This is a genomic window from Streptomyces sp. NPDC003456 (genome assembly GCF_042878735.1).
Lineage (GTDB): Bacteria > Actinomycetota > Actinomycetes > Streptomycetales > Streptomycetaceae > Streptomyces.
Window position 1 is genome coordinate 307,187 of the sequence record NZ_JBIAOK010000005.1, and the last position, 25,096, is coordinate 332,282.

Genomic DNA, 25,096 nt, shown 5'->3' on the forward strand with positions numbered 1-25,096 from the left:
GCCCCCGATGTCCCCACGAAGCCTCCCGAACGGCAACGGCGCGACCATGACCCAGGCACCCACCCCCTCGGCGGACACCGTCCGCCGGCTGGTCCGCGCCCTGCTCAAGGACGGCGGCGGCAAGGACGACCCGCGCGGCACGGACGGCCGGAGCGGCGCGAGGGCTCCTGGCGGTGCAATGGCTCCCGGCGGCGCGGAAGCCCTCGGCGGTACGGCGACCGCGCGGGGCGCCGGCCCCGACGTACGCCCCGCCGGCCCCGACGTACGCCCCGCCGGCCACGACGTACGCCCCGCAGGCGAGGGCCCCTCGGCCGCCACCTGGTGGGTCGGCTCCCGCCACGTGCTGCGGCTGGCCCTCGACCGCGAGAGCACCCTCCGCCAGCGCCGCGAACTGCGGCTGCGCGACCTGGTCCGCCCGCACCTGCCGATGACGGTGCCGGTCAGCGTGGCGGCCGGCGAATGGGCGCCGGGGCTGACCTACACCCTGGACACCAAGGTGCCCGGCGGCTCCGGCGAGCGGCACGACGTGTCGGCCGTCGGCGAGGCGGACCTCGCGGCGCTGCTCACCGGCCTGCGCGAGGTGCCCGCCCGGCAGGCCGAAACCCTGGGCGTGCCGCGCGCCGCGCCGCGCTCCCTGGAGGCCCTGCGGCGGGCGGCCGCCCGGGCCGCGCAGCGCCTCGCCGAGGCAGACGAGTTCGACGCCGCCGGGCTCGACCGGCTCACCGCCCCCGCCGCGGCCCAGCTCGCCGCCCAGCCCGGCTCGGCCGTCCTCACCCACCGTGCGCTCACCGGCGGCCACCTGGTGGTGAGCGCCGACGGGCGGGTGCGCGGCGTGCTCGGCTGGGGCGGGGCGGTCGTCGGCGACCCGGCGGAGGACATCGCCGGCCTCGCCGCCGCCGTCGGCTCACCGGCCGCCGTACGTGCCGCCACCCTCGCCGGGTACGGCGCCCGTCCCTGCCTTCGGGGCCTGTGGCTCGCCCGCTGCGACAGCGTCGTCCGCCTCGCCGAGGCCCTCGCCGCCAAGGACACCACCGCACTGCGCACCCGGCTGCGCCACGCCTGGGAACCGATCCTGTTGGAGCGGGTGACGGATCTGGGCGCCCCGGAGGACGTCCCGTAACGGCCCAAGCAGTACGGCACCTTTCGGCCCGATGCGGGAGGGGCCCTGCGCAACTGGCGCCAGGGAGAGGTGCGTTCGAGTCGCCCGGGTTCGGTCGCATTTCCCCCGCTCCTTGATCGAAAGGGGAGGGGCCGGTTCCTGCCCGCATGAGAGGTGAGTTGCCGGGAACGACCCGGAAGTTTGTGCGACTCCTGTGACAACTTGTGGGCGCCCGGTGGCCGCTGGGGTCGCCGGGATCTGCCTTCCTGTGGGGGGAAGTCATGCACGAGCGTGCCTTCGGCATGCCGTTTCGGCGTGCCCGCAAGAGATCAGCAACCGGTGTTTCCCTGGCGGCGATCGCCTCGATCACCCTGGCCGTCTCCGTCCTGCCCGGCGCGGGCGTGGCGGCGGCCGACGACAAGCCGGTGTCGGCCTGGGGGAAGGACAGCCCGGACTTCGAGATGCCGCCGGTGAAGGTCGGCGCGAACCGGCCGGTGGCGTCGGAGCGCTCCGGGAATCCGACGGACGAGGCGTTCCTGCCCTGGCAGCGCGAGCAGCGCGAGCGCGTCAAGGGCCCTGCGGGCAAGGCGGGCGGCGGCAAGCAGGCGCCGTCCCGGTCCGCGGCCGCCGACACTTCCACGCAGAGCCTCGTCCCCGAGGGCCAGGGCAATGTGCCCTGGCACCGCTCCACCAGCTTCGCGATCACGGACGCGCTGACCGCGAAGATCGACTATTCGACCGGCAACCTGATGCTGACGGCGACGGACTTCGACATCGCCGGCGTCGGCCGGCGCCTGCAACTGGCGCGCACCTACAACTCCCTCGACGCTCCTTGGGGCCGGGTCTCGCAGCGCTGGTGGCAGCAGTACGAGCGCTACCTGTCCGTCGGCTCCTCGGAAGTGATCTTCTACGACGCCTCCGGCGCGACGGTCCGCTTCACCCAGAACAGCGACGGCTCCTTCACCACGCCCAAGGGCTACTCCCAGGACCTGACGAAGAACGCGGACGGCACCTACACCCTCACCAAGTGGAAGTCGGGCGAGAAGGAGACCTACAACCAGTACGGCACCCTGACGAAGATCACCGACCGCAACAAGGGCACGATCACCGTCACCCAGCACGACGAGGACGGGCAGAACAAGGGCTTCAAGCTCACCGACACCCGCTCGGGCCGCTTCATCGACCTGGTGAAGACCTACCCCTCGCAGTGGCAGGCCAAGGACAACACCGGCCGCACGGCCGTCTACAACCTCGACGCGGAGGGCAACCTGGCCTCCACCACCGACACCGAGGGCAAGACGGTCACCTTCCGCCACGACTCCTCCGGCCGCATCGACAAGATCACCACGGCCGAGGGCCGCGTCACCGTCTTCACCTACGACGACACCAACCGCGTCACCTCCATGCTGCGCGGCACCACCCTCAACAGCGACGGGCACACCGGCCCGACCTGGACCTACAGCTACAGCGCCGCCTCCCCGACGGCTGCCGGCACGACCACGGCCAAGGACCCGGAGCTGCACGCCACCCAGTACGTGCACGACGGTGACGGCCGGGTCACCGAGGTGTTCGACGCGCTGGAGCGCAAGCGGTCGACGAAGTTCGACGCCAACAACAACATCGACTCCACCACGGACGCGATGGGCTCGGGCACCACCCCGGGCAACGTCACCGACTACGGCTTCAACACCCGCAACAACATCGAGACCGTCACCCTGCCCACCGGTGGCAAGACGGTCAACAGCTGGCAGACCATCGCCGGCGGCGACGTGCCCAAGGACTCCACCAACGCCGACGGCGAGAAGACCAGCTTCACCTACGACACGGCCGGCAACACCACCTCGGTGGCCCAGACCGGAACCGGCGGCGGAAACGTCTCCTTCGAGTACAACCCCGCCACACCCACCTGCGGCGGCTTCGAGGGCCAGCGCTGCAAGGCGAAGACGAGGATGACCTCCACCAAGACGGTCACCACCGACTTCAAGTACGACAGCAAGGGCAACCTGAAGACGGTCAAGGCCCCCGCGCCGCTGGGGGAGACGACGTTCACCTACGACGCGCTGGGCCGCACCGAGACGGTCACCGACGCCCGCGGCGTCAAGAAGGTGTACGTGTACGACGAGCGCGACCGCATCACGACGGTGTCCTCCACCAACGACACGGTGCGCTACTGGTACGACGGCGACGGCAACCTGGTGCAACGCTCGGACAGCACCGGGACGGTGAAGTACGAGTTCGACCCGCTCCAGCGCGAGACGGTCCGCCACCTGCAGGACGGCTCCCAGACCCTGCTCGCCTACACCCCGGCCGGCAACGTCGACTACTACCGGGACCCGGCCGGCACGACCGACTACACCTGGAACGAGGTCAACAAGCTCACCGAACTGAAGGACCCCCAAGGGAAGATCACCACGTACGGCTACAACAACAACGACGTCCGCACCACGACCACCTACCCCGGCGGCACGGTGCACAAGGTCGACGTCGACAACTCCAGCCGCCCCAAGGCCATCAAGGCGACCTCCCGGCAGGGCACCCTGGTCGACCTCGCCTACACCTACGGCTACGGCACGAACGCCGGCACCGACGGCTCCAAGATCCGCACCTCGACGGACACCGTCCGAGGCACCAAGCGCACGTACTCCTACGACGGAGCGGGCCGCTTCTCCTACGCCAAGGAGGAGAAGTCCGGTGCGGTCACGGACTCCTGGCAGTACTGCTACGACCTGGCCGGCAACCTCACCTCGCAGGGAGCCGACCAGGGCTGCCCGCGTGGCACGACCTACACCTACAACGACGCCCAGCAGCTCACCGCCAAGTCCTCCACGAGCGGCCCCTGGTCCTACGACGCGATCGGCAATGAGACGGCCGGCGCCTCCACGGACGACTTCGCCCGTACGGGAGAGTCGTACACGGACCACTCGCAGCTGAAGTCGATCACTGTCGCCGGGAAGACGTACGCCGGCCAGTACGGTTCGACCGACCAGAGCGAGCGCGTCAAGCTGGGTGACACCTTCTTCCACAACGGCCCGCTGGGGCTGTCCGCGAAGACAACTGCCGCTGTGGACATGGGCTTCAACCGCGAGCCCGGGGGCACGTTGAACTCCATGACGACCGGGGGCAGGACGTACTACTACCTCACGGACGCCATCGGCAGCGTGGTCGCCCTGGCGGACGGTGACGGCAAGAAGGTCAACACCTACGCCTACAGCCCGCGCGGGGTGCGCATCCTGTCCCAGTCCTCCGAACAGGTCGCCCAGCCCTACCGTTTCGCGGGCGGCTACCAGGACCCCACCGGGCTGTACCACTTCCAGGCCCGCTACTACGACGCCAACATCGGCCGCTTCACCCAGCCCGACCCCTCCGGTCAGGAGAGAAACCCCTACCTGTACGCCGAGGGCGACCCGGTCAACCGGATCGATCCCAATGGGCTCTTCTCGGTCGAAGGAACCATGAAGGGGATGCTCAAGAACGCCGGACGAGCGACCCGGGCCAACGCCATCTACAAGACGGGCAATGCCCTGCTCGACGGTGACTACGGCAAGGCCGCTGCCGTGGTGGTGGGCGAGGTGGCGTCCAGCGTCACCGGCGCAGCATGTGGCGCCGTGGCGACAGCCGCTGGAGCACCGACTGCTGGGGCAGGAGGCTTCGTCGTGGGAGCCGCCTGCTTCACGGGAGCTGAGTACGTCGGCAACGCGGTGGAGAACAAGGCGACTGACGCCTGGTCGTGAGGTCAGGCACGTGAGAGGAGAACCAGTGGAAACGACGAGTACCTACCTGCTGGCCAATGAGGGCCGCGTCATGCCCGAAGGCACTGCTGGGCTGGTGATCCTCGGCATTGCCGTCGCCGCCCTGATAGCCATGATCATTTATGGCAGAGTGAGCCGGAACCGCGGCCGCCGAGGCTGATCGGGATCACTCGACCTGTCACGTGTTGCCGCTGCCCCCGAGTCGTCGAGACCCGGGGGCAGCGGGCGAGCCACCGGTTGCGACAAGGGTTGCGTCTTGTGTGCTGGAGCCGCTGGCGGTCGGGACGACCGGCGGAATGCCGACGCAAGGCTGGAAACCGGATGGCCTTCACCGCGATGCCCTAACTCGCACTACCGCGGACGGCAACGAGGTCAACACCTGCGCCTACAGCACCCGCGGCGTGCGCATCCTGTCCCAGTCCTCCGAACAGGTCGCCCACCCCTACCGTTTCGCGGGCGGCTACCAGGACCCACCGGGCTGTACCACTTCCAGGCCCGCTACTACGACGCCAACATCGGCCGCTTCACCCAGCCCGACCCCTCCGGCCAGGAGAAGAACCCCTACCTCTACGCCGAGGGCGACCCGGTCGACCGGATCGATCCCAACGGAACACTGTCGTTCGGGCCGGTTCTGGACGCCATCTCTTTGGGTAACGACGCCGCAACCGTGGGTAAAGCATGGAACGCGGCTGTTGACGGTGACTACGGCAGAGCCGCCGGAATCACCTTCGGTCTGCGCCGCCCCGCTCACTTCGAGGAGAAGCCGTGATTCAGATCGCCTCAGAGGGTAAAGGATGGTGGATTCCCGAAGGATGGGGGCCTCTCATGATCGTCGCTGCCGTCGCGTGCGTATTCGCTAGCGTTTTCTACTACCGTCAACGGCAGAAGTGAGGCGCGTTCGGTGACGAGGGGCGCGGTGGCAAAGGTCAATGAGTCCAGGCATCCCGCTGTCATCGCCAAGCGCCATTCCGTTTTGGGGCTCTGATCATTACCGGCAGAGGCATTGAATCCATCCTGATTGGGCTGCTGCGCACGCCTGCGCCGTCCCTCCCCACCGGAGAGAAGGTAAGTGCAGGACGCGGTGGGGATGGCTCCCGTACAAAAGCGCCACCCCGAACGCAAGCGGTCGGCTCGGCTACGTGCCCATCGGTGCAAGCCGGTGGCAGTGAAGGGGGGCGCACGGTGCGCCAGGTCGGAGCATCACTCCAGCGCCAAGCGCTGGCCAAGCGATTGTTGACCACGACACATGTCTTCGGCGTGCTTGGCGTCGTACTTTCAGCCGCGCTATTGATCATGGGCATGATCGCTGGCGGACTGACCATCCTCGCCATGACCGTCCTCTTCTGGGGCGGGGCAGTCATCGCCGCGCGAGCAGCGGCAAAAAGGCAAGTGTAGGAGTGGGTGGCGCCTGCCAGAAGAAGGCGACACCCCACCATCAGAGGACCGTGGTCTGGTTGCCGTACGCCTCTACCTCGCCCACGCATGTGTGGTGGCCGCAGCGGACGTGGACGGCAACAAGGTGGACGCAACGAGCTAGAACCCCACGAGGCCGGCGCATCACATGGAGGAGATCCCCTGCACTCACACATCGCTTCTACGTCCCTAGCTTACAAAGGACTTGATGGCGTCCCTCTCTGGCTGTTGTCCGGAATCGTGATCGTAGTTTTCATCACCTTCGGCGTGACGCAGGTCCGTAAGCGCAAGTAGCCCACAGCCATCCAGCGAACGGAGTTTGCTGCACGCGCCGTTCGCTGGGTCTTTCCGGTGTCCCCACCGATCGGGTGATGACCATGGTGCCCGCAACGGGCTGGGGTCTTCGCCATCGGGTGCCTCGTGAGGCGTGTTGCATGCTTGAAGGGCTCGGCAAAGGCAGCGACTTGCTGAAGACCGGTATCGCCGCTTTCCAGGGCGCCACTCGTGCGGCCTGGGCCAGTGTGGCTGGGTGGGCCGTCGGCGCGGTGGCTGGTGCGGGTTGTGGCGCTCTGACCGCGGGAACAGGGATGGGAGCGGATCCGTCGCAGGGAGGGAAAGGTAACCCAACCCTGATTCGGAAGGAGCGAGTATGAGCCAGGGAAGCTTCACCGACGCCAGCAGAACCCGCAGGAATATGCGATGGACGACAGCGATCCTCAAAGGGGAGGCAGCTCGTCGCCCGCTGCGGCAACCCCCTGTTCCGGTTCACCGGCGACCGCAAGGACTTCAGCGTCCGGCCGTGAAACTGCTGGGCGCAGGGCGGGGCCAAGCGGGAGGACCCGCCGGCGAGGCGCTGGCAGCGGGCAAGAAATCGCCCGCCTGGGACACGGCGCTCACGTGCTCCGGCGAGAGTGCCGCGACCCCGACCACGACCACGACCACGCCGACCGGAACGAGCTTCAGGCGTGGCTTGCGGTGCAGGGGGTAGCGGGGCCCATCATGGGGACAGGGCATCAGCATCCTTGCCGTTCTATCTGCCGCGCAGGCGGCGTCCTGGGAGGCAGAGGCGCCTGGCGGCCGCCGAGTTGGTGCTCCAAGACTCGCGACGGCGTATGTCGACACGTACACCTACAGCCCGCGTGGGGTGCGGATCCTGTCCCAGTCGTCCGAACAGGTCGCCCAGCCCCGACTTCCAGGCCCGCTAGAAACCTTCCGGCTCGGACCGTCAGTCGAGCAGGTCGCTCTCGGTCACCCGGTGTGCCTCCAGCTCCGGTGCGGCGAGCAGGTCCGCGATCAGGGCCTCCGAGCCGCCGACGTACGTGCTCTTCAGGTCGGTGTCGCCGCCCACGCACCAGGCGTGGTCGTCCGGCCACCACAGGTCGGGGAGTTCCGCGTCAGGGTCGAGCGAGTGCGGTGAGACGGCGTCGGACAGCGTTCCGCTCATCAGCACCCTGCCTCGGTGAGGGGTCTCGAAGCGGGGCACCGCGTCCCAGTCCCAGCGCCCGTAGCCCTCCCACAGCGCGTACCAGCACCGGTCGGGCGTACCGGTGTGCCGGGTGAGGACAGGGACGAGGGCGCGTGCCACGTGACCGGGTGTGGGCCCCTCGCCGGGAGAGGTGTCCCAGACGCCGGGCAGGTGCAGGTCGCCGTACGACTCGTCCCGGGTCACGCCGAGCAGGTCGTGCCAGGGCAGGGTCCCGGAAGGCGTGCGGCCGTAGGCCGCCCCGACGGTCTCCCAGCGCACCGGGTGCTCATCGAGGTACGCCGGGTGGAGGACACGGGCGTACGCGGCGAATCCGGGGGCGGCCACCCCGCCTACGGTGCCGAAGCGCCCGGGCCCAGGATGCCGGCCGGTCAGCCAGTCGGCCGCGGAGAGGTCGGCCGTCCGTACCCGCAGGCGCCCGTAGCGCTCGGGTCCCGGCGTGCGATGAGTCGATCCGAAGGTGGTCACGGATCCAGTCTGCCGTCCTCCGCCGCCCGTATGGACGCCGTGGAGTGGGTGGCAGGCTGCTGAGCCGGGCCCTCGTCGGTCACCGCCGCGGTGCGCGTGAGGCCAGCAGGAGCGCCCCGCCGACGGCGAGCGCTCCCGCCGCCATGACCCCACCCCGGGAGCGCCAGGACATGACCGACCAGCACGACTGGCCGGACAGCAGAGATGCGGCGCTCAGCCAGGAGCCCACCGAGGCGACGGAGCCGGCAGAGCCGATGGAGCCGATGGAGAGCGCCGATCCCACGGAGCCGATGGACAGGACGGAGCCCACCGAGCCGATGGAGAGTACGGAGTCCCGGGACCAGAGGGAGAGTGCGGCGGCCATGGTCCGATCGTAGACGCGGTGCGCTCCGGGTGCCCGTCGCGGCGTCGCCCCCAACGGTCGGCGGCCTCCCCCCCCAAGCGGCGATACGCACATCGAACGCGGATCCACCTCGACGAGGCGGGTACCCGTTGCCGGACAACAACGGTGCGAGCCACGTGGGAGAGTCATGACGAGCGAGACGGAACGAGGCAACAGGTTCTGCAAGGCGTGCGGTACGCCGGCGGAAGACGGGAAGCTGTGCAGCCACTGCGGCGAGGTCCTGAACTTCCCGGACGGGGGTGGGCTGGTGGAGGACGAGGGCGCCGCCGTACGGAGGGACCTCGAGGGGCGCTCCACCCATCCGTAGAAGTGAACGACCGCCGCCTCGGCGCACCCGGTCTTCACCGTCATCGCGACCGTCCTGGCCGTGTTCGGCATTCTCCACGCCACCGGCGCAGTCGCCTCGGGGACGAACTCGGTGGCCTGGAGCGTATGTCCAGGCCACCGAAGCCGTTCCTCATGCACTGGTCATGCACTGCCCAACGGAACTGCCGTCGGCGGGACCGCGGATGCGGAGGGCGACCGGCCCTCACTCCTGCAGCAACACCACGCCCGACTCGGCGGGCACCCGCACCACCCCGTCCGCCCCGGGTGTGTCCACCGGCTCCCACGCGGCCAGGACGCGCGCGTGCGGGACGCCGAGCGGCAGGTCGGCCGGTTCGGCGGCCAGGTTCACCGCCACGAGGACGTCCCCGCGCCGGAAGGCGATCCAGCGCCGTTCCTCGTCGAAGGCGACCTTGGTGTCGGCGAGGTCGGGGTCCGTCAGGTCGGGCTGTGCGTGGCGCAGGGCGAGGAGCTGCCGGTACCAGGCGAGCACGCGCGCGTGCGGCTCGCGTTCCGGTTCCGACCAGTCGAGGCAGGAGCGGTCCCGTGTGGCGGGGTCCTGCGGGTCGGGAACGTCCTCCTCCTTCCAGCCGTGCGCCGCGAACTCCCGCCGCCTGCCCTGCCGTACGGCCTCCGCGAGCTCCGGGTCGGTGTGGTCGGTGAAGAACTGCCACGGTGTGCCCGCCGCCCACTCCTCGCCCATGAACAGCATCGGCGTGAACGGCGCGGTCAGGATCAGCGTGGCCGCGCACGCCAGCAGGCCGGGGGAGACCAGCGCGGAGAGCCGGTCCCCCTGCGCCCGGTTGCCGACCTGGTCGTGCGTCTGGCCGTAGCCGAGCAGCCGGTGCCCGGCCACCCGGGCGCGGTCCAGCGGCCGCCCGTGGTGCCGCTCGCGGAAGCTCGAGTACGTCCCGTCGTGGAAGTAGCCACCGGTCAGGGTCTTGGCGAGACCGCCGAGCGGGGCGCGCGCGAAGTCGGCGTAGTAGCCCTGCGCCTCACCGGTCAGCGTGGTGTGCAGGGCGTGGTGGAAGTCGTCGTTCCACTGCGCGTGCAGCCCCAGCCCGCCCTCGGAGCGCGGGGTGATCAGCCGGGGGTCGTTCAGGTCCGACTCGGCGACCAGGAACAGCGGCCGGCCGACCTCGGCGGCCAGGGCGTCCACGGCCGTCGACAGCTCCTCGAGGAAGTGCAGCGCGCGCGTGTCGACCAGCGCGTGCACCGCGTCCAGCCGCAGCCCGTCGAGCCGGTAGTCCCGCAGCCACGCCAGCGCGCTGCCGATCAGGAAGTCGCGCACCTCGTCCGACCCGGGTGCGTCCAGGTTGACCGCCGCGCCCCACGGCGTGTGGTGGGTGTCGGTGAGGTACGGGCCGAAGACCGGCAGGTAGTTGCCGGAGGGGCCGAAGTGGTTGTGCACCACGTCGAGCACCACCCCCAGGCCCAGTTCGTGGGCCCGGTCGACGAAGCGTTTCAGCGCCTCGGGTCCGCCGTACGGCTCGTGCACCGCCCACAGGGAGACGCCCTCGTAGCCCCAGCCGTGCGTGCCGGGGAAGGGGGTGAGGGGCATCAGCTCCACGTGTGTGACGCCCAGTTCGGCGAGATGGCCGAGCCGTTCGGCGGCCGCGTCCAGCGTGCCCTCGGGCGTGTAGGTGCCCACGTGCAGCTCGTACAGCACCGCACCGGCCAGCGGGCGCCCCTGCCACTGCGCACGCCAGGTGTGCCGCTCGTGGTCGACGACGGCGCTCAGCCCGTCCGGACCGTCCGGCTGCCGGCGCGAGCGCGGGTCGGGCAGCACGGGACCGCCGTCCAGGGCGAAGCCGTACCGTGACCCCTCACGCGCTTCCGCCTCGCCCCACCACCACCCCGGCCGTTCCGGATCGCGCTCCAACGCCCGCGTGACGCCGTCGCACTCCAGCGTCACCCGGTCGGCCTGCGGTGCCCACACCTCGAACTGCACGGACGGTTCCCCTTCGTCTGCTCACCGTGATGTAGCCCGTCCATGGTGCGTCAAACACGATCAATCCGCTGGCGCATCCACCCATTCGCCGCGGGTCTCCCGGTTACCGGGTGCCGGGCGGCCGCCGTCCTGTTACCTGGACAGTGCGCCCCGCGCTGCCCGACAATCACGGGGTGACGTCGTCCTTCGAGTTCAACACGTACCCCGCGCGGCTGTCCGACGCGGAGCGCGACAGGGCGCTGAAGGTGCTCCGGGACGGCGCCGCCATGGGCCGCCTGTCCCACGACACGTTCGTCCGCCGCATGGAACTGGCGCTAGCCGCCCGCCGTCCCGACGAACTGGCCGTGCTCACCGCCGACCTGCCCACGGAGAGCCGCTTCTCCCGCATGGTGTTCGGCAGTGTCGAGGCGGTCTCCGGGTTCACCGTCCGGCTGCGCAGGGCCTGGCAGGCCGAGCGCCTGCCGAAGCTGCTGCTCCCGCACCCGGAGCACGGCCACCCGCTGCGGATAGGGCGCGACCCCGCCAGCGGACTGCGCCTCAGCCACGAGACGGTCTCCCGGGTGCACGCCGAGCTGCGGCGCCAGGGGGGCCTGTGGGTCCTGCGCGACCTCGGCTCCACCAACGGCACCACCGTGAACGGGCGGCGGGTCGTCGGCGCGGCCGTCGTCCGCGAGGGCGACCAGGTGGGCTTCGGCCGCATGATGTTCCGGCTGTCGACGGGATGACGGCCTGACGGCTTCCCGCTCTGTGCCGGGCGGCCGCACCCCCCGCGTCCATCCGTCGACCTCGCGGCCCCGTGTCCCGGCGGCCTCAGGACTCCTCCGTGTCCGACGGCGTCACGGCCCCCGCCTGACGGCCGCAGCCCCCGGCACCCGACGGCTCCCCCCCGAGGCATCACGCCCTCGCCCCCCGCCCTGACGGCTCGGCCTCCGGCCCCGCTACGCCCCGAGCACGCCGGTCCGTTGACCGGAAAGCGCCCCACCGCTCAGCTCTGGCCTGGGCGTTACCGGGCGTAGATCAACCGGTCCTGGCTCAAATGCCCGTGCCGTCCACGGTGTTGACGTGTCCTCGAACTCGTGACTCACTGTGCGTACGCCCTCCACATCGGGTGAAGCCACGGCGCCGCATCGGGGAGGTGTGCCCTGCCGCCCCTGCCCCGCTACCCCACCGTCGACGAGCTCGGCGCCCGGGCCGCCGCCCTCGCCGCCCGACACCCCCGGGACGCCCGGCTGCGCCGGGTCGGCACCTCCCGGGCCGGCACCCCCCTGTGGCTCCTGTCCGTCGGCCACGGCGACCGCCAGGCCCTCGTCGTCGCCGGGCCCCACGCCAACGAGCCCGTGGGCGGGGCCACCGTGCTGCGCCTGGCCGAGCGGACCCTGGCCGACCCCCGGCTGACCGACGGCGCCGACGCCACGTGGAACCTGCTGCTGTGCCTCGACCCGGACGGCCTGCGCCGCAACGAGGGCTGGCTGACCGGCCCGTACACCCTCGGCCAGTACTTCCGGCACTTCTTCCGGCCCGGCTTCCTGGAGCAGCCCGAGTGGCTGCCCGACGGCGCGGACGCAGCCGCCCTGCCCGAGACCCGGGCGCTGCTCGACGTGCAGGACGAGCTGCGGCCCGTGCTGCAGTGCTCCCTGCACGGCGTCGACGTCGGCGGGGGCTTCGTCGAGCTGACCCGCGACCTGCCCGGCCTCGGCCGGCGCCTGGCGCACATCGCCGCGCGGCTCGGCATCCCCCGCGAACTCGGCGCCTACGACGCCCTGTACTGGCCCGGCCTGGAGCCCGCCGTCTACCGCATACCCCCACCGCGCCGGGCCGGCCTGGCCGCCGCCATCACGGAGGCCGCCGTCGAGTCGACCTGGTTCCACCCCCGCCGGCACGGCACCGTCACCGCGGTCGTCGAAGCTCCCATGTGGGGTGTGGCGGCCGTGTCGGACGGCTCCCCGCCCCCGGACCGGGACGCCGTACTGCGGGAGGTCAGCCGCACCCTGCGCCACGACACCCACCTGCTGCGGCTGCTGCTGGCCAGGATCCGTCCGCAGCTCGCCGGTGTGCCCGACGCGGCCCGGCTGCTCGCCCCGGTCGGCGACTACCTGCTGGTCTGTCCCGGCCTCGCCGACGCCTGGGACCCCGACACCGCCGGCGGACCGCATCCCATGCCGCACCTGACCGCCGCGCACCTGGCCGCCCTGCGCATCTCCGGACGCCGGCTGGCCCTGCGCACGGCGGGCCTGCTCCACCAGCTCGTACGGTCCACCGGGCGCGACCCGTCCGGTGTGCTGCCGGAGCTGGACCGGCTCATCGACACCTGGTGCGCCGACTACCGCGACGGCTGCCGGGCGCGCTGGATCCCGGTCGCCCGGCAGGCCGAGTACCAGGCGCGCGTGGTGCTCTCGGCGTTCGAACTGACCGCCCGCCAGGCGCGCCCGGCCGCTCCGTCCCCCGCCCCGGGGAGGGACCCCGGAGCGGCGGTCCCGTAGCGGCGGTCCCGTAGCGGAGGTCCCGTAGCGCTCCGGCCCTCCGGCGTTCGCGCCCCCCGGCCGCCCGGCGACTGCGGGCCGCCCCGCCCCGCCGCACCGCGTCGGTCGCTGCGTCTCCTCACCGCAGTCGGCTACTGCGTCTCCTCGCGCGCGTGCAGCGCCGCCGTGACCACCGTGCGGGCCTGGTGCTCGACCTGGTTCTCCAGCGGCACCCAGCGGGCGCGGAACCGCTCCGCGAACGCGTCGCTCCACGTGGCCACCAGCGTCTCGAGCCGCTCCGCCGCCCGCTCGTCCGTCCCGCGCAGCACCCGCAGCAGCATCGCCGCCGCCCGCAGCGGCACCCGGCGCACAAAGGCGTCCACGCTGCCGACATAGGCCCGGGTGAGGTCGGGGGGCGGCGTGTGCAGCAGGTCCGAGGCCAGGCCCGGCACCAGTTCCAGACCCCACCGGGCCGCCCGCAGCAGCGGCCCGTCCGGTCCGGCGAGCCGGGCGCCGTCGAGGACGCGGGTCACCTCCAGCGCGTCGCGCTGCAGCCGCCGGGCCAGCCGGCCGATGGCAGCCACCGGGGAGGGGTGCGGAGCCGGGTCGTCCACCAGGTCGCTGGCCCACATCGGCACCTCCACCACCGCGGTCAGGCCGCCGTAGCGGTGGGCGTGGTACCAGGTGCTGAGCCGCGCGTCGTCCGGCAGGCTCGGGTAGGCCGGCCCGATCCCCGGCGCGGGCATGACGTGCACGCCCGGACCGGAGGCGGGCCAGCCCGCGGCGTCCGAGGCGCCGGTCTCCACCGGGATGTGCAGCTCGGCGGCGGACTTGGCGAACGGCTCGGCCAGCCCCGGCACGTCCCGGGTCAGCTGCACCCAGCTGCCACCCAGGTCCGTGCCGTGCAGCGTCACCTGGAGGTAGGGGCGCAGTTCGTCGATGACGCCGGTCAGGGCCCGCGTCTCGGGCGGCAGCCGGTCCGGCGGCAGCAGGGACGGCGCCCACTCCGGCTGCTCGGGCCCCGCGGGCCGGAAGAAGCCGAGGTGGTAGTCGTGCAGGCTGCGCGGCGCGGGCGTGACGTGCAGGCTCGCCCCGTCGGGGTCCGCGCACAGCAGGAAGTGCCAGGAGATGCCGTCGCGCAGCTCCCGCTGCTCCAGCACCCGGCGGGCGACCGCGAGCAGGGTGCAGGAGCCCGTCGGCTCGTTGGCATGGGCCCCGGCCACCACCAGGACGGCGCGGCGCGCGCGGCCCACGGACAGCAGGTGCAGGGGCCGTCCCGCGCGTGAGGCACCCACCTGGCGCAGGGTGCACACGCCGGGGCGTTGGGCGGTCAACGCCCGGGCGGCCGAGACCAGTTCGGTCACCGTCGGGTAGCGCAGCTCCGGCAGGACACTCACCCCCGTCACATCCGCCCGAGTTCGCCTTCGCAGTACCCCACGGCCATGGTGCGAAGTCAAGGGCGCGACGGGGGAGCCTCCCGGGGGCGCCCGGAGGCACCGGGAGCCCGCCGCGGGCAGTGGTGTGCCGGGTCACGCCGGACGGGTGACCCGGCCCCGCCCCGCCTCAGCCGCCCGTGCGCTCCAGCAGGACCACCGGCAGGTCGGTGAACAGCTCCGCCACCGGGACGTCACCGGTGAACGTGCGGTCCGGGCGCAGGGCGTCCGACCAGCGGCCCGGCGGCAGCGTCAGCGCGGTGTCCCGCCAGCCTCCCGCCTCCGCCAGCCGCAGGGACAGCCGGGTCACGGCCGTCACCACCTCGCCCGAGCGCGCGAACGCCAGGCAGTGCGCGGCCGCCGGGCCCTGCGCCGGCAACGCCATGTACGTCGCCGTGTCGCCGAAGGCGCCGGGGCGGCGGGCCCGTACGCCCAGCGCGGCGCGGGTGAGTGCCGCCTTGTCCGCGGACGTGCCGCCCGCGTCCCGGGGCGGGTAGTCCACCGCCCGCCGGTTGTCCGGGTCGACCAGGGCCAGGGACTCGGCCTCCGTGCCCTGGTAGACGTCCGGGACCCCCGGCATCGTCAGGTGGACGAGGGCCGCGCCGAGCACGTTGGCCCGGATGTGCTCCCGCAGGGAGGCTCGGAACGCGGCGATCCGCTCACCCGGCGGCCCGCACGGGCCGGCCGCCACGAACCGCTCCACGGCCTCCTCGTAGGGCGGCTCCTGCTCGGTCCAGCTGGTGAACAGGCCCGCCTCGCGCACGTGCTTCAGCAGGGCGCCCTGCACCCGCTCCGGCTCCGCCGGCCCCAGCCCGAACACGGTCTGCCAGGCCGCCCACGCCAGCTGCGCGTCCGGCACGCCCGCGCCGTCGCGGGTGACCTCCGTGAGGACGTCGGCCCAGCGCCCGGGGCACTCGGTGAGCACGTTCAGCGCCGCCCGCACGTCCGCGCTGCGCTTGGTGTCGTGGGTGGAGGCCACCGTCCCGGTCAGCGGCCAGTCGCGCTGGATGCGCGCGCAGTACGCGTGGAACTCCTCCGGCGGCAGGGCGGGACGGCCGGGATCGCCGCCCACCTCGGTCGCCGACAGCAGCGGCACGTACCGGTAGAACGCCGTGTCCTCCACGGACTTGGCCCGCAGTGCCGAGGAGGTCTGCGCGAACCGCGTGCGGAACTCCACGTGGGCGGGCCCGTCGCCGTACCGGCCCAGCACCAGGTCCCGTACGACGTCCACCGCTCCGGCCTCCTCGGGCACGGCGAAGGCGTGCCGGGCCTCGGCGGCCGCCTCCTCGGTGACCACGGACGCGGCGCCGGTGGACTCGTAGGGCCGGTAGACCTCCATGCGCACCAGCAGCTCCTGCAGCGCGGTGCGCAGCGCCCAGGGGGCGCGGTCGCGCAGCGCGGGTTCCGGCGAGGAGGCGCACAGCCGGGTCGCCACCCGCGTCAGCCGGTCCGTCTCGGCGGCCAGCTCGTGCGTGAGCACCTTGTACGCCGCCCGCCGCACGGTCGCCTCCCACTGGCCGCCCCGGTCGGTCTGCGGGGCCGCGAAGCGCCGGTACTGCCCCAGCAGGTCCCCGAAGCCGGCCGGGTCGGCGAACACCGCGTCCACGTGCCGCAGGGCGTCGTAGCCGGTGGTGCCGGCGACGGGCCAGGAGGCCGGCAGCCGCTCGCCGTCGGCCAGGATCTTCTCCACGACCGTCCAGCGGCCGCCCGTCGCCTCGTGCAGCCGGGTGAGGTAGGCGTCGGGGTCGGCGAGCCCGTCGGGGTGGTCGATGCGCAGCCCGTCGATCACGCCCTCGTGCAGCAGCTCCAGGATCTTGTCGTGGGTGGCCTCGAAGACCTCCGGGTCCTCCACCCGCACGCCGATCAGCTCGGAGATGCTGAAGAAACGCCGGTAGTTGAGCTCGGTCCGGGCCAGCCGCCACCACACCGGGCGGTACCACTGCGCGTCCAGCAGGTGCGGCAGCGGCAGGTCCTCGGTGCCCTCGCGCAGCGGGAAGACATGGTCGTGGTAGCGCAGGACGTCCCCGTCGACGCGCAGCTCGTCGAGCACCTCGCCCAGCGGCCCGCCGAGCACCGGCAGCAGCAGCTGCCCGCCCTGGGCCTCCCAGTCGATGTCGAACCAGCGCGCGAACGGAGACTTCGGGCCCTCGCGCAGCACCTCCCACAGGGCGCGGTTGTGGCGCGGGGACATGGCCATGTGGTTGGGGACGATGTCCACCACCAGGCCCAGCCCGTGCTCCCGGGCGGTGCGCGCCAGCGCCCGCAGCCCGTCCTCGCCGCCCAGCTCCTCGCGCACGCGCGCGGGGTCGACCACGTCGTAGCCGTGCGTCGAGCCCGGCACCGCCTCCAGCACGGGCGACAGGTGCAGGTGCGAGACGCCGAGCGAGGCCAGGTACGGCACGGCGGCCTCGGCTGCTCCGAACGGGAAGTCGGGCTGCAGCTGCAGCCGGTAGGTGGCCGTGGGCACCACCGGGTCAGGACGCTCAGGTGTCATGCAGACCTACGTACCCGCACGGCCGGGGTTCGTGCCTCCCGCGCCGCCGGGTGCGCCGCGCGTCGCCCGGACGAGTGGCTTCGTCCGGACGACGGGCGGCGGCTGCGGCCCGCGGGCCGCGGGGAGGCTAGACGGGCCGGCGCAGCACCGTCATGCTCCGGTCGGTCAGCGTCAGCCGGTCCCCGGCCTGCACCTTCAGGCCGGTGTCGGCGGGCACGCCCTGCGGGCGGGCCGTGTCGACCACGACCTCCCACTGCCGCCCGTGGTTGACGGGGATCTCGAACTCCAGCGGGTCCGGGGAGGCGTTGAACATCAGCAGGAACGAGTCGTCGGTGATGCGCTCACCTCGTGCGTCCGGCTCCGAGATGGCGTTGCCGTTGAGGAAGACCGTCAGCGCCGACGCCTGGGCCGAGTCCCAGTCCTCCTGGGTCATCTCCCCGCCCTCGGGGGTGAACCAGGCGATGTCGGACAGGTCGTCGTGGGTGCCCTCCACGGGCCGCCCGTGGAAGAAGCGCCGCCGGCGGAAGACGGGGTGGTTGCGGCGCAGCCACACCATCGCGCGGGTGAAGGCCAGCATCTCGGTGCTCCGGCCGTCCTCGGCGGCGCCCTCCCCCTCCTCGGGCCATTCCACCCAGGACAGCTCGTTGTCCTGGCAGTAGGCGTTGTTGTTGCCGTGCTGGGTGCGGGCGAACTCGTCCCCGTGGCTGATCATGGGCACGCCCTGGGACAGCATCAGCGTCGCGATGAAGTTGCGCATCTGCCGAGCCCGCAGCGCCCGCACGTCCGGATCGTCGGTCTCGCCCTCGACGCCGCAGTTCCAGGACCGGTTGTGGCTCTCGCCGTCCCGGTTGTCCTCGCCGTTGGCCTCGTTGTGCTTGTCGTTGTAGGACACCAGGTCGTGCAGGGTGAAGCCGTCGTGGCACGTGACGAAGTTGATCGAGGCCAGCGGGCGGCGGCCGTCGTCCTGGTACAGGTCCGACGAGCCCGTCAGCCGCGAGGCGAACTCCGCGAGGGTGCGCTGCTCGCCCCGCCACAGGTCGCGCACGGTGTCGCGGTACTTGCCGTTCCACTCGGTCCACAGCGGCGGGAAGTTCCCCACCTGGTAGCCGCCCTCGCCGACGTCCCACGGCTCGGCGATCAGCTTCACCTGGGAGACCACCGGGTCCTGCTGCACCAGGTCGAAGAACGACGACAGCCGGTCCACCTCGTGGAACTGCCGGGCGAGCGTCGCCGCCAGGTCGAAGCGGAACCCGTCGACGTGCATGTCCGTCACCCAGTACCGCAGCGAGTCCATGATCAGCTGCAGGACGTGCGGGGACCGCATGAGCAGGGAGTTCCCCGTGCCCGTCGTGTCCATGTAGTAGCGGGGGTCTTCGGTCAGGCGGTAGTAGCGCGGGTTGTCCAGGCCCTTGAAGGACAGGGTCGGGCCCAGGTGGTTGCCCTCGGCGGTGTGGTTGTAGACCACGTCGAGGATCACCTCGATGCCCGCCTCGTGCAGGGCCTTGACCGCCGACTTGAACTCCAGCACCTGCTGGCCCCGGTCGCCCCAGGACGCATAGGCGTTGTGCGGGGCGAAGAAGCCGATGGTGTTGTAGCCCCAGTAGTTGTTCAGGCCCATGTCGACCAGGCGGTGGTCGTTCACGAACTGGTGGACGGGCATCAGCTCCAGCGCGGTCACGCCGAGCTCGGTGAGGTGCTCGATGATCGCCGGGTGCGCCAGGGCCGCGTAGGTGCCGCGCAGCTCCTCCGGGAGGCCGGGGTGGCGCATGGTGAGGCCCTTGACGTGGGCCTCGTAGAGCACCGTGTGGTGGTACTCGGTGCGCGGGCGCCGGTCGTCGCCCCAGTCGAAGTAGGGGTTGACCACGACGGACGACATGGTGTGCGGCGCCGAGTCGAGATCGTTGCGCCGGTCGGGATCGTCGAAGTGGTAGCCGTAGACCTCCTCGCCCCAGTCGACGGACCCGCTGATCGCACGCGCGTACGGGTCGAGCAGCAGCTTCGCGGAGTTGCAGCGCAGTCCGTGCTCGGGCGCGTACGGACCGTGCACGCGGAAGCCGTACCGCTGCCCGGGCATGATGCCGGGCAGGTACGCGTGCCGGACGAACGCGTCGCTCTCGCGGAGCTCGATCGCCGTCTCCGAGCCGTCGTCGTGCAGCAGACACAGCTCTACTCGGTCCGCGGCTTCGGTGAAGACCGCGAAGTTGGTTCCGGCGCCGTCGTACGTGGCACCGAGTGGATACGCCTCTCCAGGCCAGACCTGCATGGCTACGACTCTTTCAGGTGTGCGGCGCCGGTGGGGACGCCTAGGTCCCGAGTCTCCCCGAAAGTGAGGGAACCTCCTGTGACTTATCTCCCTCTTACCGAGTGACCAGTGCATACGCGGTATGCCGAAACGTTGGGGCAAACACATACTCCCGGAGCTGTTGGGGGAGTAGGGGGAACTACGTGCGCAGCAGAGTGCACCGCCATCTGGGCAAGGTGGTGGCCGGGACGGCCGTCGCGGTGGCCGGCACCGCCGTGATGATCGGGATCACGCTCCCGGGCACGGCGGGGGCGGACGACACGCGGACCGGGGCGGGGAGGTCCGTCCCACAGGAAGCCGGCGCGGACGGGGCGGGCCGGGCGGTGGCGCCCGGGGTCGTCGAGCAGGCGCCGGCCGAAGGAGAGAAGGGCACGGGCCGCGACCCGCTGACCGACGACGAGACGGAACGGGTCGCGAAGATCGCCCTCAGCCGGCAGCTGTTCCGCAGCAGTGAGGGCGTGGACGGGGAACGGGGACCCCAGCTGCTCGGTGTCGACCTCGCCGAGCCGGAGGCGGACGAGGTGGGCGACCCGGCCGCGCCGCGGCGCGCCGACGTGACGTTCTACGACTACCGGGACGACACCCTCGTCACCCGGACCGTCGAGCTCGGCACCGGTAACTTGGTGGAGACCGCCACCCAGCGCGGCGTCCAGCCGCCCCTGAGCCTCGCCGAGAAGGCCGAGGCGGCCGCCCTCCTGATCGCCGACCCGCTCGGCGCGGATCTGAAGGCCGACTACAAGGACGCCACCGGCCGGCCGCTCACCTCGCCGGACCAGCTCCGGCTCAGCGGCGCCGTCTACCGGGCCGCGCCGGGCGCCCAGCCCGCCGCGCTGGACCGCTGCGGCGAGCACCGCTGCGTCCGGCTGTTCCCGAAGGTCAAGAACGGGCCGTGGGTCGACGCCAGGTCGATCGTGATCGATCTGAGCGCCCGCAAGGTCGCCCGGCTCGACCACTGACCCGCTCCGTCCGCTCACCCGTCCACCTCGCTTTCCCGGCAGGAAGTCATCTCGTCATGCGTGTGAACCGCACCATCACGGCCCGTACCCGCGTGGCCACGGGCCTGACCGTGGCCGCCCTGGCCGCCGGTGTCACCACCGGCGCCGGACCCGCCGCCGCCCGCCCGCAGGCCGCCCCCGCGCCGGCCGCCGACTGCAGCGCGGCCTACCGCATCGAGCAGAAGCTCTCCACCGGCACCACCTGGCGGATGTGCTGGCGCTACGACGGCAAGGCCGGCCTCGTCCTGGAGAAGATCTCGTACCAGCCCAAGGGGGAGGCCAAACCGATCAGAGTCCTCAACAGCGCCCGGCTCGGTCAGATCCACGTCCCCTACGACGACGGCAAGGTCGAGTACGACGACCTGACCGGCTTCGACTTCGCCCAGGGGCTGATGAACCTCGCCCCCGGCGAGTGCCCGGGCGGCACCATCAAGACGGTCAAGGTCCCGGAGTCCTGGAACGAGGACCCCAACGTCAAGGGCCTGTGCACCACCACCCGCTCCCGCGGCCACGCCTACCGCATGCAGGGCGACACCGCGAACAAGGTCTTCCAGACCGCGGGCAAGGACCTCCTCGTCTACACGGTGAACCAGGTCGGCTGGTACGAGTACATGTCCGAGTGGCGCTTCCAGGACGACGGCACGATCACCATGAACGTCGGCGCCACCGGCAGCCTGTCCTACGACGACTACGACGCCGGCGACGGCCGCGGCTGGCCCATCGGCAAGGGCGCGCGCGCCAAGGCCACCAGCCACAGCCACAACGCCTTCTGGCGGCTGGACTTCGCGCTCGACGGCTCCACGAAGAACACCGTCGAGCAGTACGACTCCACCGTCACCGCGCCCACCCGCGGGCAGCGGGCCCCCACCACGAAGACCACCCGCACGAAGGTCACCAAGGAACTCGCCGGGGACAGCAAGAACTACCGGTGGTGGCGCGTGGTCAGCGCATCCGGCAAGAACAAGGACGGACACGCGCGCTCCTACGAGATCGTCCCGGGGCCGTCCACCAAGTACCCGGGCCGCGGCTACACCAAGCACGACGTGTACGTCACCCAGTACAATAAGTGCGAACTGTTCGCCAGCCACAACCCCGGCAGCTGCGGTGCCGGCGCCGGCAAGTCCGTCGACAAGTGGGTCGACGGGCAGAGCCTGACCCACCCGGTGGTCTGGACGAACATCGGCTTCCACCACATAGCCCGGGACGAGGACCAGCAGCCCATGCCCGTCCACTGGCAGGGGTTCTCGATCGCCCCGCGCGACGTCACCGCGATGAACCCGCTCACCCCGGCCGAGCTCGACTGGCAGAACGGGCACTGGCAGCCCCGCAGTTGAGAAACTTGCGGCCCATCCGGCTGCACCGCCGACCGCTCCCGGAGTACCCTTCCTTGATCGTTGGATGGGGCCTTCGGGAGTGTGACGCCGGGCCCCTCGGGAGTGCTCGGGGGAGCGGAAGGCGGTGCGCGGGTGGGCTCGGGAGGGCTGGAGCTGCCCCCTGGTGACGAGGGTCACGAGGGGAGCTCCGCAGACGTCCCGCCCGGTGCCGTGTCCCTGGCGCGGCCGATGGACGCGGCGGGCTCGATCGGGCCCGAACTGGACTGGGGCGCCGACGCCTGGCGCGAGGTGCGCACCCGGGCCCAGCGGGCCGGCCGGGCCTACATCTGGCTGAACCTCGTCGAGCAGCGGCTGCGCGCGGTCGTCGCCGCCGTCCTGCGCCCCGTCTACGAGCCCGTGCACGGCGAGGACTGGGTGGTGGCCGCAGCGGGGCCGGCCGGCCAGGAGTGGGTGCAGCGGGCGGTCGCGGTGCGCGAGGTGAGCCGCCGCAAGGGCTATCTGCTCGACCCGGCCGACGACAACGTGCTGTCCTTCCTCACCCTGCCCCAGCTGCGCGAGCTGATGGTGCAGCACTGGCCCTGCTTCGAGCCCTACTTCGACGACCGCCGCGACGTCGAACTCGCCCTGGACGAGCTGGAGGTCACCCGCAACGTCGTCTCCCGCAACCGGGCCCTGTCCGAGGCGGTGCTGAACCAGGCCGAGCGGGCCTCGGCCCGGCTGCTGGAGATGCTCGGCGCGGGCGGCGACGTGCCCTCCGCCCGCCGGCTGCCCGTCGACGCCGTCGAGGACCTGGTCGGCGACCGGTACGCCGACGTCGTCGCCGTCCACTCCGACCGGGTCCGGCTGATGCGGCAGTTCCCGGCCGAGGACATCTTCGGCGGCGCCCGCCGCCTGGACGCCATCGGCATCGGCCTCAACCTGCTCGTGCAGAACTTCTCCGGGCGGCGCCTGGTGCGGCTGGCCGAGTCCGGCTGCCGTGTGCGGCTGCTGTTCCTCAACCCGGCCTCCAGCGCGGTCAAGCGGCGCGAGCGGGAACTGGGCATCAAGCGGGGCGAGCTGGGCCGGGCCGTGGAGATGAACATCCTGCACATGCGCCGGGTGCGCGCCCGGCTGCGCGACCCGGGGGCCTTCGAGATCCAGGTCTTCGACGAGACGCCCCGTTTCACGGCCTACCTCGTCGACGGCGACGGGGCGGACGGCATCGCGGTCGTGCAGAACTACCTGCGCCGCACCCGCGGCATGGAGGCACCCGTCCTCGTGCTGCGCAACAGTGGCAAGGTGGTCAAGCCGGGCGAGAACGACGAAAGCGGACTCTTCCCCACCTATCGCGAGGAGTTCGAGACGATGTGGGCGGATTCGCGGCCGGTGTCGTGAACCACCTGGGCGGTTCCGGACGGCCTGAGCGGCCCGGTGGAAACGGAGCGCGCCCCTTCGATTGTCAGTGGTGCGTGGGAAGGTGGGGACCACTGGGGGAACGCACCACAAGAAGGGGGGCCCGCCCATGGGCTGGCACCGGGAGCTGCTGATCGGCTTCGACCTGGAGACGACGGGCACGGATCCGCGCGAGGCGCGCATCGTCACGGGAGCCGTGATCGAGGTCAGGGGCGGGGAGCCGATGGGCCGCCGGGAGTGGCTGGCCGACCCCGGGGTGCCCATCCCCGAGGACGCGGTGGCGGTGCACGGCATCAGCAACGAGCGGGCGGCGGCCGAGGGCCGGCCGGCCGACCGGGTGGCGGACGCCCTCGCGGACGTCCTGACCTCCTACTGGAAGGCGGGCGTACCGGTCGTCGCCTACAACGCCACCTTCGACCTCACCCTGCTCTCCGCCGAGTTGAGACGGCACGGCCTGCCGTCCCTGCGCGAGCGCCTGGGCGGCGCGGACCCGGCCCCGGTCATCGACCCGTACACCATCGACCGCTGGGTCGACCGCTACCGCCGCGGCAAGCGCAACCTCGAAGCGGTCTGCGCGGAGTACGGCGTCGTCCTGGACACCGCGCACGACGCCCTGGCCGACGCCCTGGCCGCCGCCCGCCTGGCCGGCGCGATAGCCGACCGCCACCCCAAGATCGCCATGCTCGGCCCGGCGGAGCTCCACCACCGCCAGATCGAGTGGTACGCGCGGTGGGCGGCGGACTTCCAGGACTTCCTGCGCGCCAAGGGCGACCCCTCGGCACAGGTCGACGGGGCCTGGCCGCTGCGGGAGCTCGCCGGCGAACGGGTCTGAGCGGCCGGGCGGTTCGTTCAGAACCGGGTGGTTCGTTCAGAAGGGGTACCAGCGCACGGTCTCGTCCCCGTCGCGCAAGGACTGCACGCGCCGCTCGAACTCGGCCCGCGCCTTGGGGTTGCCGGGCGCGTGCTGGGCGACCCAGGCGCAACTGGCCGTCTCCCGCGCCCCGCGCAGCACCCCGCAGCCCTCCCAGGACCGCACGTCCCAGCCGTAGGTCCGGGTGAAGGACGCGTAGTCCTCGTCCGGGAGCCCGTACCGGTCGTGGGACAGCGCCATCACCACCAGATCGTGCTCGCGCAGGTCGGCGGAGACCGTCTCCAGGTCGACCAGGACCGGCCCGTCCGGCCCGACATGGACGTTGCGCGGCAGGGCGTCCCCGTGGATCGGGCCGGGTGGCAGATGGGGGGTCAGGGCGGCGGCCTGCGCGGCGAACCCGTCCCGCCGGGCCCGCAGATAGGCCGCGTCCGCGGGGTCGACGGCGTCGCCGGCGAGCCGCAGCCACCGCTCCACGCCGCCCAGCAGATCCCTCGCCGGCAGCTCGAAGGCAGGAAGGGGCGTGGCGTGCACGACCCGCAGCAGTTCGGCCAGATCCCGCGGTTCGGCGGGCCGTACGGCGTCCGGCAGCCGGTGCCAGACCGTCACCGGGTGCCCGTCGACCAGGAGTGCCTCCGCTTCGGCCGCCCGCACCGCCGGCACGCCCGCCTCGGCGAGCCACGCCGCGACCCGCAGTTCGCGGCGTGCCCGGTCCAGGAGTTCGGCGTCGCGGCCGACCTTGACGACCAGGTCACCCGCGGCGAAGACCGCGTTCTCGCCCAGGGCGAGCAACCGCGCCTCACGCGCCGCCCCGGGCAGCACCTCCGCCCGGGCCAGTACGTCACGCGCCCGTGCCTCGTCCATCGTCCGCCTCCGTCGTCCGTGCGGCGACCGCCGTGTTCCGGCCATCGCTTGCGACAGTGTCCCAT

At 72.0% G+C, this 25,096-nt stretch carries 19 protein-coding genes; 12 read left to right on the forward strand and 7 right to left on the reverse strand.

The window, feature by feature from the left end; all coding sequences use genetic code 11:
* Window positions 1-46 precede the first annotated feature (46 nt).
* The 5 genes from ACFYWG_RS22390 (at window position 47) to ACFYWG_RS22410 (ending at window position 6,243) form a co-directional block, all read left to right on the forward strand.
* Window positions 47-1,120, forward strand: a complete 1,074-nt coding sequence (locus ACFYWG_RS22390) for an aminoglycoside phosphotransferase family protein (protein ID WP_389203519.1) — start codon at window positions 47-49, stop codon at window positions 1,118-1,120.
* 260 nt (window positions 1,121-1,380) lie between these two features.
* Window positions 1,381-4,830 carry an RHS repeat-associated core domain-containing protein gene (locus tag ACFYWG_RS22395; RefSeq protein ID WP_389203068.1) on the forward strand — a complete coding sequence of 1,150 codons (3,450 nt, stop codon included), beginning with the start codon at window positions 1,381-1,383 and terminating at the stop codon, window positions 4,828-4,830.
* A gap of 25 nt (window positions 4,831-4,855) precedes the next feature.
* Entirely contained in the window at window positions 4,856-5,008 is a 153-nt protein-coding gene (locus tag ACFYWG_RS22400) for a hypothetical protein (protein ID WP_333937401.1), read from the forward strand.
* Window positions 5,009-5,104: 96 nt separating this feature from the next.
* On the forward strand, window positions 5,105-5,617 hold the full coding sequence (locus tag ACFYWG_RS22405; protein ID WP_389203071.1) for an RHS repeat-associated core domain-containing protein: 513 nt from the start codon (window positions 5,105-5,107) through the stop codon (window positions 5,615-5,617).
* Window positions 5,618-6,030: 413 nt separating this feature from the next.
* Window positions 6,031-6,243 (forward strand): hypothetical protein, encoded by a 213-nt coding sequence (locus ACFYWG_RS22410; RefSeq protein ID WP_383500445.1) that lies wholly within the window; start codon window positions 6,031-6,033, stop codon window positions 6,241-6,243.
* Between the two features lie 1,243 nt (window positions 6,244-7,486).
* On the opposite strand, the gene ACFYWG_RS22415 is transcribed toward ACFYWG_RS22410, so the two are convergent.
* Window positions 7,487-8,212: a hypothetical protein gene (locus tag ACFYWG_RS22415; protein WP_383500430.1), complete on the reverse strand. Its 726-nt coding sequence runs from the start codon at window positions 8,210-8,212 to the stop codon at window positions 7,487-7,489.
* A 79-nt stretch (window positions 8,213-8,291) separates the two neighbouring features.
* On the reverse strand, window positions 8,292-8,576 hold the full coding sequence (locus ACFYWG_RS22420) for a hypothetical protein (protein ID WP_376325223.1): 285 nt from the start codon (window positions 8,574-8,576) through the stop codon (window positions 8,292-8,294).
* 166 nt (window positions 8,577-8,742) lie between these two features.
* Here ACFYWG_RS22420 and ACFYWG_RS22425 point away from each other — a divergent pair, with 166 nt between their 5' ends.
* Entirely contained in the window at window positions 8,743-8,922 is a 180-nt protein-coding gene (locus ACFYWG_RS22425) for a hypothetical protein (RefSeq protein WP_383500426.1), read from the forward strand.
* Between the two features lie 222 nt (window positions 8,923-9,144).
* Here ACFYWG_RS22425 and treZ read toward each other — a convergent pair whose 3' ends face one another.
* Window positions 9,145-10,890 carry a malto-oligosyltrehalose trehalohydrolase gene (gene treZ / locus ACFYWG_RS22430; RefSeq protein ID WP_383500424.1) on the reverse strand — a complete coding sequence of 582 codons (1,746 nt, stop codon included), beginning with the start codon at window positions 10,888-10,890 and terminating at the stop codon, window positions 9,145-9,147.
* Window positions 10,891-11,063: 173 nt separating this feature from the next.
* Here treZ and ACFYWG_RS22435 point away from each other — a divergent pair, with 173 nt between their 5' ends.
* Together ACFYWG_RS22435 and ACFYWG_RS22440 are read left to right on the forward strand one after the other, a co-directional pair.
* The gene (locus ACFYWG_RS22435; RefSeq protein ID WP_376325230.1) at window positions 11,064-11,615 is read left to right on the forward strand and encodes an FHA domain-containing protein; all 552 of its coding nucleotides are present in this window, start codon (window positions 11,064-11,066) and stop codon (window positions 11,613-11,615) included.
* A 417-nt stretch (window positions 11,616-12,032) separates the two neighbouring features.
* A complete protein-coding gene (locus tag ACFYWG_RS22440; RefSeq protein WP_376325622.1) occupies window positions 12,033-13,370 on the forward strand; it encodes a M14 family zinc carboxypeptidase in 1,338 nt (445 codons plus the stop codon).
* A 131-nt stretch (window positions 13,371-13,501) separates the two neighbouring features.
* On the opposite strand, the gene ACFYWG_RS22445 is transcribed toward ACFYWG_RS22440, so the two are convergent.
* The 3 genes from ACFYWG_RS22445 to glgX form a co-directional block, all read right to left on the reverse strand.
* Window positions 13,502-14,746 (reverse strand): M14 family zinc carboxypeptidase, encoded by a 1,245-nt coding sequence (locus ACFYWG_RS22445; RefSeq protein WP_385417525.1) that lies wholly within the window; start codon window positions 14,744-14,746, stop codon window positions 13,502-13,504.
* A gap of 166 nt (window positions 14,747-14,912) precedes the next feature.
* A complete protein-coding gene (gene treY / locus ACFYWG_RS22450) occupies window positions 14,913-17,276 on the reverse strand; it encodes a malto-oligosyltrehalose synthase (protein WP_389203077.1) in 2,364 nt (787 codons plus the stop codon).
* A gap of 127 nt (window positions 17,277-17,403) precedes the next feature.
* Window positions 17,404-19,539 carry a glycogen debranching protein GlgX gene (gene glgX / locus ACFYWG_RS22455; RefSeq protein WP_376325237.1) on the reverse strand — a complete coding sequence of 712 codons (2,136 nt, stop codon included), beginning with the start codon at window positions 19,537-19,539 and terminating at the stop codon, window positions 17,404-17,406.
* A gap of 182 nt (window positions 19,540-19,721) precedes the next feature.
* Between glgX and ACFYWG_RS22460 the strand changes: the two genes are divergently transcribed.
* The 4 genes from ACFYWG_RS22460 (at window position 19,722) to ACFYWG_RS22475 (ending at window position 24,131) form a co-directional block, all read left to right on the forward strand.
* Entirely contained in the window at window positions 19,722-20,534 is an 813-nt protein-coding gene (locus ACFYWG_RS22460) for a Tat pathway signal sequence domain protein (RefSeq protein ID WP_389203080.1), read from the forward strand.
* A gap of 56 nt (window positions 20,535-20,590) precedes the next feature.
* On the forward strand, window positions 20,591-21,907 hold the full coding sequence (locus tag ACFYWG_RS22465) for a copper amine oxidase (RefSeq protein WP_383500411.1): 1,317 nt from the start codon (window positions 20,591-20,593) through the stop codon (window positions 21,905-21,907).
* A gap of 132 nt (window positions 21,908-22,039) precedes the next feature.
* Window positions 22,040-23,281 (forward strand): SAV2148 family HEPN domain-containing protein, encoded by a 1,242-nt coding sequence (locus ACFYWG_RS22470; RefSeq protein WP_376325245.1) that lies wholly within the window; start codon window positions 22,040-22,042, stop codon window positions 23,279-23,281.
* Between the two features lie 127 nt (window positions 23,282-23,408).
* A complete protein-coding gene (locus ACFYWG_RS22475) occupies window positions 23,409-24,131 on the forward strand; it encodes a 3'-5' exonuclease (protein ID WP_376325247.1) in 723 nt (240 codons plus the stop codon).
* A 36-nt stretch (window positions 24,132-24,167) separates the two neighbouring features.
* Here ACFYWG_RS22475 and ACFYWG_RS22480 read toward each other — a convergent pair whose 3' ends face one another.
* A complete protein-coding gene (locus ACFYWG_RS22480) occupies window positions 24,168-25,031 on the reverse strand; it encodes a phosphotransferase enzyme family protein (protein ID WP_389203083.1) in 864 nt (287 codons plus the stop codon).
* Window positions 25,032-25,096 lie beyond the last annotated feature (65 nt).